Source organism: Pseudooceanicola sp. NS-SX9, from assembly GCF_057380705.1.
The window spans coordinates 1,094,571-1,106,093 of the sequence record NZ_CM170818.1; the positions used below are offsets into that span (position 1 = coordinate 1,094,571).

The 11,523-nt window shown below is 68.2% G+C and carries 12 protein-coding genes; 5 read left to right on the plus strand and 7 right to left on the minus strand.

What is annotated here, in order from left to right; translation table 11 throughout:
• Positions 1-52 precede the first annotated feature (52 nt).
• Positions 53-1,012 carry a DUF2927 domain-containing protein gene (locus AC2ITM_RS05225; protein WP_486468768.1) on the minus strand — a complete coding sequence of 320 codons (960 nt, stop codon included), beginning with the start codon at positions 1,010-1,012 and terminating at the stop codon, positions 53-55.
• Positions 1,013-1,168: 156 nt separating this feature from the next.
• Positions 1,169-2,497 (minus strand): pseudouridine synthase, encoded by a 1,329-nt coding sequence (locus AC2ITM_RS05230; RefSeq protein WP_486468769.1) that lies wholly within the window; start codon positions 2,495-2,497, stop codon positions 1,169-1,171.
• 83 nt (positions 2,498-2,580) lie between these two features.
• Here AC2ITM_RS05230 and AC2ITM_RS05235 point away from each other — a divergent pair, with 83 nt between their 5' ends.
• Positions 2,581-3,030 carry a nucleoside deaminase gene (locus AC2ITM_RS05235; RefSeq protein ID WP_486468770.1) on the plus strand — a complete coding sequence of 150 codons (450 nt, stop codon included), beginning with the start codon at positions 2,581-2,583 and terminating at the stop codon, positions 3,028-3,030.
• Positions 3,031-3,216: 186 nt separating this feature from the next.
• Here the strand turns inward: AC2ITM_RS05235 and AC2ITM_RS05240 are convergent, their stop codons facing one another.
• A complete protein-coding gene (locus AC2ITM_RS05240) occupies positions 3,217-4,233 on the minus strand; it encodes a ribose-phosphate pyrophosphokinase (protein ID WP_486468771.1) in 1,017 nt (338 codons plus the stop codon).
• 108 nt (positions 4,234-4,341) lie between these two features.
• Here AC2ITM_RS05240 and AC2ITM_RS05245 point away from each other — a divergent pair, with 108 nt between their 5' ends.
• Positions 4,342-4,944, plus strand: a complete 603-nt coding sequence (locus AC2ITM_RS05245) for a DsbA family protein (RefSeq protein WP_486468772.1) — start codon at positions 4,342-4,344, stop codon at positions 4,942-4,944.
• A complete protein-coding gene (locus AC2ITM_RS05250; protein ID WP_486468773.1) occupies positions 4,944-5,759 on the plus strand; it encodes an alpha/beta fold hydrolase in 816 nt (271 codons plus the stop codon). The genes AC2ITM_RS05245 and AC2ITM_RS05250 overlap by 1 nt, the downstream gene beginning before the upstream one ends.
• Before the next feature lie 275 nt (positions 5,760-6,034).
• Here AC2ITM_RS05250 and AC2ITM_RS05255 read toward each other — a convergent pair whose 3' ends face one another.
• The 4 genes from AC2ITM_RS05255 to glyA are packed head-to-tail and all read right to left on the minus strand — an operon-like array spanning position 6,035 to position 9,827.
• The gene (locus AC2ITM_RS05255) at positions 6,035-7,072 is read right to left on the minus strand and encodes a threonine aldolase family protein (protein WP_486468774.1); all 1,038 of its coding nucleotides are present in this window, start codon (positions 7,070-7,072) and stop codon (positions 6,035-6,037) included.
• Positions 7,072-7,548 (minus strand): YcgN family cysteine cluster protein, encoded by a 477-nt coding sequence (locus AC2ITM_RS05260; protein WP_486468775.1) that lies wholly within the window; start codon positions 7,546-7,548, stop codon positions 7,072-7,074. Before AC2ITM_RS05260 ends, AC2ITM_RS05255 begins: the two co-directional genes overlap by 1 nt.
• Positions 7,545-8,483, minus strand: coding sequence for a bifunctional riboflavin kinase/FAD synthetase (locus AC2ITM_RS05265; RefSeq protein ID WP_486468776.1), 939 nt, complete (start codon positions 8,481-8,483; stop codon positions 7,545-7,547). The genes AC2ITM_RS05260 and AC2ITM_RS05265 overlap by 4 nt, the downstream gene beginning before the upstream one ends.
• A 60-nt stretch (positions 8,484-8,543) precedes the next feature.
• Positions 8,544-9,827, minus strand: coding sequence for a serine hydroxymethyltransferase (gene glyA / locus AC2ITM_RS05270; protein ID WP_486468777.1), 1,284 nt, complete (start codon positions 9,825-9,827; stop codon positions 8,544-8,546).
• Positions 9,828-10,035: 208 nt separating this feature from the next.
• Between glyA and AC2ITM_RS05275 the strand changes: the two genes are divergently transcribed.
• Both AC2ITM_RS05275 and AC2ITM_RS05280 read left to right on the plus strand, forming a co-directional pair.
• Positions 10,036-10,791 carry an NAD kinase gene (locus AC2ITM_RS05275; RefSeq protein ID WP_486468778.1) on the plus strand — a complete coding sequence of 252 codons (756 nt, stop codon included), beginning with the start codon at positions 10,036-10,038 and terminating at the stop codon, positions 10,789-10,791.
• 113 nt (positions 10,792-10,904) lie between these two features.
• Positions 10,905-11,102, plus strand: coding sequence for a CsbD family protein (locus tag AC2ITM_RS05280; RefSeq protein WP_486468779.1), 198 nt, complete (start codon positions 10,905-10,907; stop codon positions 11,100-11,102).
• Positions 11,103-11,523: the final 421 nt, after the last annotated feature.

Consider the following 11,523-nt stretch of genomic DNA (forward strand, 5'->3'; position numbering starts at 1 on the left):
TTGACCTCTGACCCCCAGACCTAGCGGGGTGCGCGCGCGGGGGCGAGAGGGATCAGCCGCCGGTCGCGATCTCTTGCGCGATCTGTTGCACCAGGGGGGTGGCCTGGGCGCGGGTCATGCCGGCGTGCAGGCGCGGATCGTAGAGAATGCGCAGCAGGGTTTCGTCCAGGGGTGTCAGCAGGGCCTGGGCATCGTCGTCGTTGAAGATCGAGGGCGCGGCCTCGGGGCTGTCGCTGGCCAGCCCCAGGCCTTGGGCGATTTCCTCGTGCAGGCAGGCGTGGCGCAGCAGGGGGGGATGTTCGTCGCGCACCAGTGCCACCGCACGGGCATAGCCGGGGCCGCGGGCGGGGTCGGCATAGCCCAGCACCAGGCAGCGCACGCTTTCGGGCAGGTAGGTCAGGCGCGCCACGCCCGAGGGCGGCAGGTCGGGGATCTGGTGGCGCAGGTGGGCGACGGCGGCCGCGCGGTCGTCTTCGCCTGCGATCAGCAGCAGGAAGCGGCCGTCTTTTGGCACCAGGCGGATGTCGTGGCGCGTCACGGCCGAGAGCCGCGCCAGATAGGCCGCGATAAAGCGGCGGTCAGCGATGCGGCGGTCGGGTGGCACGCGGGCGCCGAAGTCGATCTGCAGCGTCACTGGCTGGTCCCAGCGGTGCAGGACACCGCCCGAGGGGCCGTATTCCGAACGGAACGCCAGATCGAGGAAGATCCGCGCGCTGTCTTCCGGGCCGGAGGGCGGATCCCGGGCGGCATCGGTGCGCAACAGACCTGCATCCAGCAAGCGGTCCTGATCCGCCAGCAGACGGGCCCGCAGGGCGCGCGAGGCCGCCGAGGGGGCGGGCGACGGCACCGGTGCGGGCAGCACCGGACGCAGGCTGCTGGAAGGAGCGTCATGGCCCCCGGGAAGCAGCCCGCAGCCCGCCACCAGCCCCAGAAGGGCGGGCAGGGCGAGGCTGCGGACCCTGCCGCGCCGGACCTGCGGCAGGGATCCGGCGGCGGGGGAGCTTGCGCGCATCGCGGGACCTGCACCGGGAAACCTGTCCGAAAGGCTAGGGCGGCAGGGGCCTGCCGTCACCGCCACAGGGTCCTGACAGGGGCAATTTCGGCAGGGATCTGCCGGGAACGGGCAGGACGGCCCCCGAGAATGCCCAGGGATTGATCCTCGCAGGGATCAGGGGCGGCGGGGCTTGCCACGCGGCCCGCCGGTGCGGGGGCCGTCACTGCGCGGTCCTTCCTTGCGGGGCCCATCCGTGCGGGCATTCGTACGCGGGCCATCGTTGCGCGGCCCCCCCTTGCGGGGGGCCTCGCCCCGGGGCGAGGCGCCGGGTTTGCCAGCACGTGCACCCTGGGGCTTGCCACGGGCCGGACGTTCGGTGCGCTCGGGACGGCTGTCGGTCTCGGCGCCGCGACGGCTGTCAGAGGCCGGGCCCGCGGTGCGGCGGGCGGGCTTGGCGTCAGCATCGGCCGCAAAGCGGCGCGGCGGACGGCCCTCGGTGTCCTGGGTGCCGAAGCGGCGGGGGCCGCGGCCCTCGGCTTCGCCGCTGCGACGGGGGGGACGGCTGTCGGCCTCGCCCCGGCGCGGCGGGCGGGTATCCAGATCGCTGGCGGTGCGGCGCGGGCCCGCGGGCTTGCCGCGCTTCAGCGGGGCTTCGGGGGCGGGGCGGGCAGCCTTCGGGGCGGGACGTGGCCGGGCGGGACGGCGGCCGGTGGGTTCCTCGGGCTCGTCCAGTTCGATCCCCAGCTGTTCGCGCAGCACGCGGGGGCGCAGTTCCTGCACTTCTCCGGGCTTCAGCGTGCCCAGCTGGAAGGGACCGTAGGACACCCGGATCAGCCGGTTCACCACCAGGCCGATGCTTTCCATGGCGCGGCGGATCTCGCGGTTCTTGCCCTCGCGCAGGCCGATGGTCAGCCAGGCATTGGCGCCCTGCTGACGGTCCAGGCTGACCGCCATCGGCTGGAATTTCTCCTGATCGACGACGACGCCCTCGCGCAGCGGCGCCAGGGTGGCGTCCACGGGGTTGCCCTTGACGCGGACGCGGTACTTGCGCACCCAGCCGGTCGAGGGCAGCTCCAGCTTGCGCTTCAGCTCGCCGTCATTGGTCAGCAGCAACAGCCCTTCGGAGTTCAGGTCGAGGCGCCCGACGCTCATCACCCGGGGCAGTTCGGGCGGCAGGTCGTCATAGATGGTGGCGCGGCCCTGCTCGTCCTTGGTGGTGGTCACCAGGCCGGTGGGCTTGTGATACAGCCACACACGCGAGGGTTCCGGCGTCGCAATCGGCTTGCCGTCGACCAGGATGCGGTCAGCGGACGTGACGTTCAGCGCCGGGCTGTCGATGCGCTTGCCGTTGACCGAGACCTGGCCCGCCTCGATCATCCGCTCGGCCTCGCGGCGGCTGGCCACGCCTGCGCGGGCCAGCACCTTGGCAATGCGCTCGCCCTCGGGGGCGGCGGCGGCGGTCTGATCCTTGGGGTGCGGGCGGGGCGTGGGCTTGCGTGTCATGTACCAGCCTCTAGCGCGGATCCGCGGCCCGGGGAAGGGGCTGCGATCTTGCCAGCCCGCGCGGCGCAGGGCAGAGAGGGCGTATGAGCTTTACCTCGCACATGGATCTGGCCCTGGCCGAGGCCCGCGCCGCCGCAGCGCGCGGCGAAGTGCCCGTGGGGGCGGTGCTGCTGGACCCGCAGGGCCGGGTGGTGGCGCAGGCCGGCAACCGCACGCGCGAACTGAACGACCCCTCGGCCCATGCCGAGGTCCTGGTGATCCGCACCGCCTGTGCCGCCGCCGGATCCGAGCGCCTGCCGGGCCACAGCCTCTATGTCACGCTGGAGCCTTGCCCGTTCTGCGCCGCGCTGATCTCGGCGGCGCGGATCGCGCGGCTTTATTACGGGGCGGCGGATCCCAAATCGGGTGGGGTCGCGCAGGGGCCACGGGTCTTCTGTCATCCTCAGGCGCATCATGTCCCCGAAGTCTACGATGGCCTGGCCGAGGCCGAGGCGGCTGCGCTGCTGAAGGGGTTCTTTGCTGGCAGGCGGTAGTGCGGATAGGGGACGGGCGTGGGGGGGCTCTGCCCCCGTCTCCTGCGGAGACTCCCCCGAGGTATTTTAGACAAGAAAATGAAGAAGGGGCCCGCGTCGGGGCCCCTCGGTGGTTCTTTATCATCTGGCCGGAAATACTCCGGGGGAGCGCCGAAAGGCGCGGGGGCAGAGCCCCCCGCACCGCTCTCAGCCGCGGAAATAGCCTTCGTAGATGGGCTCCAGCGTGCCGGTCTCGAAGAGCGAGGAGACCGAGGTGCCGTTCCAGATGTTCAGGATCGCCTGGGCGAACATCGGCGCCGTTGGCAGGATGCGGATCTTGGAGCAGGCCTGCACGGCTTTGTTGGCGGCGATCGAGTCGGTGATCACCAGGTTTTCCATGACCGAGTTCGAGATGCGCTCGACCGCGGGGCCCGAGAGGACGCCGTGCGAGATGTAGGAATGGACCTCGGTCGCGCCGTAATCGAGCAGCAGTTCCGCCGCCTTGCAGAGGGTGCCGGCCGTGTCGCAGATGTCGTCGACGATGATGCAGATCTTGTCCTTGACCTCGCCGATGACGGTCATTTCGGCAATCTCGCCGGGCTTTTCACGGCGTTTGTCGACGATCGAGAGCGGCGCGTTGATGCGCTTGGCCAGTTCGCGGGCGCGGGCCACGCCGCCGACGTCCGGAGAGACGACCATGACGTCCTGCATCCGATCCTTGAACTTTTCCTTGATGTCCATCGCGAAGATCGGCGAGGCGTAGAGGTTGTCGACGGGGATGTCGAAGAAGCCCTGGATCTGGGCGGCGTGCAGGTCCATCGTCAGCACGCGCTCGACGCCGGCCTCGACCAGCATGTTGGCGACCAGCTTGGCGGTGATCGGCGTGCGGGCCTTGGTGCGGCGGTCCTGGCGGGCATAGCCGAAATAGGGGATCACCGCGGTGATGCGCATCGCCGAGGAGCGGCGCAGCGCGTCCGCCATGATCAGCAGTTCCATCAGGTTGTCATTTGCCGGGTTCGAGGTCGGCTGGATGACGAACATGTCCTCGCCGCGGACGTTCTCGAAGACCTCGACGAAGATTTCCCCGTCGTTGAAGCGTTCGACGCGGGCATCGACCAGGTCGACGTTCATGCCGCGGTGCATGGACATGCGGCGGGCGATGGCCTGGGCGAGCGGCATGTTGGCATTGCCCGCGATCAGCTTGGGCTCGATGATATTCGGCATGGGGGTAGGCTCCGGCAGCGGCGCGTAAGACAGATTCGTGACGTTGAACACGCCTTAGCACCCCGGTACGGTCTTGCCAAATCACCCCGGACCCCGGAGGCGGCGCAGATGGCGCGACATATTGATTACTATTTCACCACCTTTTCCCCGTTCAGCTACCTGGCCGGCGACCGGCTGGAGCAGATCGCGGCCGCGACCGGCGCCCGGATCCGCTACAAGCCCGTTGATCTTGGACGGATTTTTGCCGCAACCGGCGGGGTGAAGCCGCAGGACCGTTCCCTGCCGCGCCAGCAATACCGCTTGCAGGAGCTGAAGCGCGCCCGCACGAAATCCGGTCTGCCGATGCAGCTGGAGCCGATATATTTTCCTGCCAACCCGATGCCGTCCAGCTACGCCATCATCGCCGCCGACCAGGCGGGGGGCGGTGACACCGGCGCATTGGTGCGCTATTTCCTGCGCGCCTGCTGGGCCGAGAACCGTAATGTCGCCGAGGATGAGGTGGTGCGCGCGGGCCTTGCGGCCTGCGGCTTTGACCCGGAGCTTGCGGACCGTGGCCTGCTGAGCGGCGCCGAGACTCTGATGCGCTACACCGACGAGGCGCTGGCGGCGGGCGTCTTCGGGGCGCCCTTCTACATCGTCGATGGGGCGGAACGCTTTTGGGGTCATGACCGGCTGGACGATCTGCAGGCGCATCTGGAAGGGCGGTTGTGATGCTGCATTCGAGCTTCAAGGGCACCGAGACCGCCTGGCGCGAATGGGGCGAGGCGGGGCCGAAGATCCTGATGATCCACTGCTCGCTGGCGCATTCCGGTGCCTGGCAGGGCGTTGCGCTGCGGTTGCAGCGCCAGGCCCAGATGCGGGCCTTTGACCAGCCCGGCCATGGCGGCAGCGGTCCCTGGCATCCCGACCAGGTGTTCCAGGACCAGGCGATGGAAATGGCCCTGGGCCTGATCGCCATGTGGGGCGACGAACCGGTGCATCTGGTGGGGCACAGCTTTGGCGGCACGGTGGCGCTGCGGCTGGCGGTCGAGCATCCGCAGCTGGTGCGCTCGGTCACGCTGTACGAGCCGGTGCTGTTCACCGCCGGTTTTCGCGCCTTCCCGGGGCTTGAGGCCGAGCATGACGCCGTCATGGCGCCCTATGCCCGGGCATGGGAGCGGGGCGATGCGGAAGGGGCGGCGCGGGAATTCATGGCGGTCTGGGGCGATGGCCGCGACTGGGATCGCCTGCCCGAGGCACAGCGCCAGGGCTTTGCCGCGCGCATCGGGCTGATCGATGCCATCCGCGAGACCAATTACGGGGATCCCGGCGGCATGTTGCAGCGGGGACGGGTGGCCGCGCTGCCGATGCCGGTGATGCTGATGGAGGGCGCCCAGAGCCCGGTCTTTGCCGCGCGCATCAACGATGCGCTGGCGGCGCTGATCCCTGGCGCCCGGCGCGAGGTGCTGGCAGGGGCGGCGCATATGGGGCCGATCACCCATGCGGCCGTGGTGGCCGACACGCTGCGTGATTTCATCGGGATCTGACGGTGGGCAGGCGGCCAGGGGGCAACGGGTGACGGCCCTGCAAGGTCGGGGACCACGATCTGCCGAAACCCCTGGGGCGGGTGGCTGGCCATGATGGCGCCGCCTGGGGCGGTGCGCTTTGACGGCTGATGGCCTGCGGGGCAGTGCCGGTTGCGGCGGCCGGGATCTGATACTGCAGCCAGCGGGATCCACGGGTATCGGTGCAGCAGCGACGATCCGCCAGTGCCAGTGCCAAGGATCAGCGGCGGCAGGGCCGGGCCTGCCGCCGGGAGGACTCAGCCCGCCGCGATGTGCAGGAACTGGTCGATATCCGCCGTGGGAATGGACCAGTCGCAGACGAAGCGCGCCAGCACCGGTTCCGCCGGATCCGAGGCCGAGGCGCTGCTGACCGAATAGCGCGCGCCCGACTGCTGCAGCCGGGCATGCATGGCGCGCGGCAGGTAGGCGAACAGGATGTTGGCCTGCGGCTCGGCCAGGAATTCCAGGCCCAGATCCCGCATCCCGTCGGCCAGCATCGAGAGGTTGGCATTCGCCGCCCCCGCCATGTCCAGCCACAGGTCATCCGCCAGATAGGCCTGCATCTGCGCCGACAGGTAGCGGTGCTTGGAGAAGAGATGCGCGCCCCGCTTGCGGCGCAGCTCGAATTCCCAGGCTTTTTCGGGGTCGAAGAGGATCACCGCCTCGACGCCCAGGCAGCCGTTCTTGGTGCCCCCGAAGCTGAGCGCATCAATGCCCGCCCGCCAGGTCATGTCGGCGGGCGCGACATTCATCGCCGCGATCGCATTGGCAAAGCGCGCCCCGTCCATGTGCACCGGCAGCCCGAAGGCATGGGACATGGTGCACAGCTCGGTGATCTCGTCGATGGTGTAAAGGCGGCCCTTCTCGGTCACCTGGGTGATCGACAGCGGCCCGGGCTGGGCGGAATGCACGGCGCGCTGCGGCCCGCCATCCAGCGCCGCCGCCAGATCATCAAGGGTGATCTTGTCGCCGAAGCCGATCGGCGTCAGCTTGCCGCCGCCCATGTAGAATTCGGGCGCGTTGCATTCGTCTTCCTGGATATGGGCGACGGGGCTGCAATAGACGGTCTGCCAGGGCTGGGCCAGGGTCGACAGCGCCAGCACGTTCGCGGCGGTGCCGGTGGCAACCAGATAGACGGCGGCCTCGGGGGCCTCGAACAGGTCGCGGATGGTGTCCTGCACGCCTTCCATGATCTCGTCTGCGCCATAGGACATGGCATAGCCGGTGTTGGCGTCCAGAACCGCCTGCAGGATGGCGGGATGCGCCATGCCCGCATTGTCCGAGCTGAAGTGCATCAGATGGGCTCCTCGATGATGTAGTCTTCCCAGTCCTCTTCCGGGACTTCGAATTCCGGCACGGTGATGTCCTGGACCGAAACCCCCGCATCATGCACCGACTGCGCATCCCCCGAGATCAGCGGATGCCAGTGATAGAGCGGACGGCCTTCCCACAGCAGCCGGTAGGCGCAGGTCTGCGGCATCCAGTACATGTGCTGGTCAAGGTTCTGCATCCGCAGGGAAATGCATTCGGGCACGAACTGGTGGCGGATCGGATATTGCGCGCAGCGGCAGGAATGGCCGTCCAGCAGCCGGCAGGCGACGCGGGTCAGGGCGACCTCGCCGGTCTCCTCGTCCTCAAGCTTGTTCAGGCAGCACTTGCCGCAGCCGTCGCACAGCGCCTCCCATTCGGCCTGGGTCATCTTTTTCAGCGGCACGGTTTCCCAGAAGCGGGGGCGCAGGCCGGAACGGTCGATGGGATCTCGGGGGGTCATAGCGCGTCCAGGATGCGGCGGGCCTCGGTGCAGTCGCGGTCCATCTGTTCGATCAGGGCGGGCAGCCCGTCGAACTTCATTTCCGGGCGCAGGTAGTCGACCAGGCCGATGGACAGGATGCAGCCGTAGATATCGGCGCGGAAATCGAAGATGAAGGTTTCGAGGTTCGGTTCCTCGCCGTCGAACATCGGCCGCATCCCCAGGGATGCCGCGCCGTGGTAGCGGCCCTGGTTGGGCCCGGTCAGGATGTCGACCAGCACCGCATAGACGCCGAATTTCGGCTTCAGCAGCCCGTCCAGCGACATGTTCGCAGTGGGAAAGCCCAGCTCGCGACCGCGCTGGAAGCCCGAGATGACCTCGCCCTCGATGCGGTGCCAGTGGCCCAGCATGGCGGCGGCCTCGCGGGGCTGGCCGTCGCGCAGGGCGGCCCGGATCGCGGTCGAAGAGATCTCGGTGTCGGATTTCTCGACCAGCTCGGCGACGGTGACGTCAAAGCCCAGCTCGGCGCCGAAGGCCCGCAGCGTCTCGACGGTGCCGGCGCGGCCCTTGCCGAAACAGAAATCGCTGCCCACCACCACATGGCGCACGCCCAGACCCTGGACCAGCACCTTTTCGGCGAAATCGCGGGGCGTCAGCCCCGAGAGGGCCGGGTTGAAGGCCAGCTCGTACAGCACATCGACCCCCAGCTTGCCCAGACGGCTGGCGCGCGCGGCCGAACCGGTCAGGCGAAAGTCGGGCCCGTCGGGCACGAAGACCTGGCGCGGATGGGGTTCGAAGGTGATCACGCCCAGGGGGGCGCCGATCCGCTTGGCCTCGGCACGGGCGATGTCCAGCACCGCCTGGTGCCCGAGGTGCACGCCATCGAAATTGCCGATCGCGGCGACGGAGCCGCGGGCGTTTTCGGTGACGAACTGGTAATCCCGGACGATCTGCATGGGCGCTTGCGTAGCGCCCATGCAAGGAAGAGGCAAGGCTGCCTCCGAGGTATAGGGGTCTCAGAGACCTTCGTAGAGCGGGAAGCGGGCACAGAGCGCCGCAACTTCGCCACGGACCTTGGCTTCGACCTCGGCATTGCCGTCTTCACCATTGGCGGCAAGGCCATCGACGACCTCGACGATCCAGTCGGCGATCTGGCGGAACTCGGCCTCGCCGAAGCCGCGGGTGGTGCCGGCGGGGGTGCCCAGACGCACGCCCGAGGTCACCATCGGCTTTTCCGGGTCGAAGGGGATGCCGTTCTTGTTGCAGGTGATGTGGGCGCGGCCCAGGGCCTTTTCGGTCGCGTTGCCCTTGACGCCTTTCGGGCGCAGGTCGACCAGCATGACATGGGTGTCGGTGCCGCCGGTGACGATGTCGAGGCCGCCCTTCATCAGCTGATCCGCCAGCGCCACGGCATTGGCACGGACCTGCTTGATGTAGTCCTTGAACTCGGGGCGCAGGGCCTCGCCGAAGGCCACGGCCTTGCCGGCGATGACATGCATCAGCGGGCCGCCCTGGATGCCGGGGAAGATGGCCGAGTTGACCTTCTTGGCGATCGCTTCGTCATTGGTCAGGATCATGCCGCCACGGGGACCGCGCAGGGTCTTGTGGGTGGTGGTGGTCACCACGTCGGCATGGGGGAAGGGCGAGGGGTGCTCGCCTGCCGCGACCAGACCGGCAAAGTGCGCCATGTCGACCATCAGGAAGGCACCGACGCTGTCGGCGATCTCGCGCATCTTGACGAAATCCACCTGACGCGGGATGGCCGAGCCACCCGCGATGATCAGCTTCGGCTTGTGCTCGTTCGCCAGCTCCTGGATCTGTTCGTAGTCGATCAGGCTGTCTTGCTTGCGCACGCCGTACTGGATGGCGTTGAACCACTTGCCCGACTGGTTCGGCTTGGCGCCGTGGGTCAGGTGGCCGCCGGCGTCCAGCGACATGCCCAGGATGGTGTCGCCCGGCTGCAGAAGGGCGGTGAACACGCCCTGGTTCGCCTGCGACCCCGAGTTCGGCTGCACGTTGACGAATTCGCAGCCGAACAGCTGCTTGGCGCGCTCGATCGCCAGATCTTCGGCGATGTCGACGAACTGGCAGCCGCCGTAGTAGCGCTTGCCCGGGTAGCCCTCGGCATATTTGTTGGTCATGACGGAGCCTTGGGCCTCCATCACGGCGCGGCTCACGATGTTCTCCGAGGCAATCAGCTCGATCTCGTCGCGCTGGCGGCCAAGCTCCTTGCCGATGGCGTCGAAGATCTCGGGATCACGGGAGGAGAGGGACTCGGTGAAAAAGCCGGTATCGGTCATAGGCGAAACTCCGTCAGCAGGGTTTGCGCGCTTCCTACAAGGAACCCGGTGGGGGGTGAAGTCTCCAAATCGTCATGATGAACATGAAAAGCGGCGGGGTCTGGCACATTCGGGAGGATTGTGCTTGTTTCGGACCGAAATGACGGCCTTCGGAAACCTTGTCCACGCGGCGGAACACGACAGGCCTGTTGCAGAAAGGTCGGAACGGATGAAGCTCGCTTTTACCGCCAGCCGGGGGCCCGCGGCCCAGGCGGCGCGGAAAAGCCTGGTCGAGCGCTATGGCTCGGTGCCCGAGGCTGAAGCGGATGTGATCGTGGCGTTGGGCGGAGACGGCTTCATGCTGGCGACGCTGCACCGCACCAAGGGCCTGAGCGCGCCGGTCTACGGCATGAATCGCGGCACCATCGGTTTCCTGATGAACCGCTATGACGAGGACAACCTGGACCGCCGCGTCGGCTGGGCCGAGGAAGAGGTGATCAACCCGCTGTCGATGCGCGCCACCCGCGCCGACGGCAAGGTCCACGAGGCGCTGGCCATCAACGAGGTCTCGCTGCTGCGCGCGGGGCCGCAGGCGGCCAAGCTGCGCATCAGCGTCGATGGCCGGGTGCGGATGCCGGAACTGGTCTGCGACGGGGCGCTGGTGGCAACGCCCGCCGGGTCCACCGCCTACAACTATTCCGCCCATGGTCCGATCCTGCCGATCGGTGCCGATGTGCTGGCGCTGACCGCAATCGCGCCGTTCCGGCCCCGGCGCTGGCGCGGCGCGCTGCTGCGCAAGACGGCCTCGATCCAGTTCGACGTGCTGGAGCCGGAAAAGCGCCCCGTGATGGCCGATGCCGATTCCCGCTCGGTCACCAACGTGCTGTCGGTCGAGGTCCATTCCGAACCGGGGATCGAGCACCGTATCCTGTTCGATCCGGGCCACGGCCTGGAGGAAAGGCTGATCCAGGAGCAGTTTGCCTGATCCGTTGGCGACCCCTCGCCGACGTGATTTGCGCATGGAACTACGTGGGCTTATCAACCGTTTATCGGATGACGGACGCAAGGACGTCCGGTATCCGAGAAGGAGACGAGACCATGAACTGGGATCAGATTCAGGGTAACTGGAAGCAACTGAAGGGCAGCGCCCGCACCCAATGGGGCAAGCTGACCGATGATGACCTGGAAGTCGCCGCTGGCAAGCGCGACAAGCTGGTCGGCAAGATTCAGGAACGCTACGGCCTCGCCAAGGAAGAGGCCGAGCGTCAAGTGGACGAGTTCGTCCGCAAGCATTGACGGGGACTTACCTCGTACCCAAGACCTCCGGATATGCGGAGCGGCGGTCCCCTTTCGGGGGCCGCCGTCTTTTGTTGGCGGGTCGGAATGGGGGCGCTGCGAGGGGCGGGGGCCGTCAGGCTCTGCCGGCCGGATCATGCCCGGGCCGGGTTCGGCCGAGGGTCCTGAAGCCCGGGGGACTTCATCCCGGGGGCCTGCGGCGGGCCGGTCGATTGGCGGCGCGGGGGAGGGGCCTTGCGGTCCCGCGCGGCTTTTGGGCCTTGCGGCTGTCGGGCCGTTGCTGAAGGCTTCCTGGTCCCCTGGTCCCCTGGTCCCCTGGTCCCCTGGTCCCCTGGTCCCCTGGTCCCCTGGTCCCCTGGTCCCCTGGTCCCCTGGTCCCCTGGTCCCCTGGTCCCCTGGTCCCCTGGTCCCCTGGTCCCCT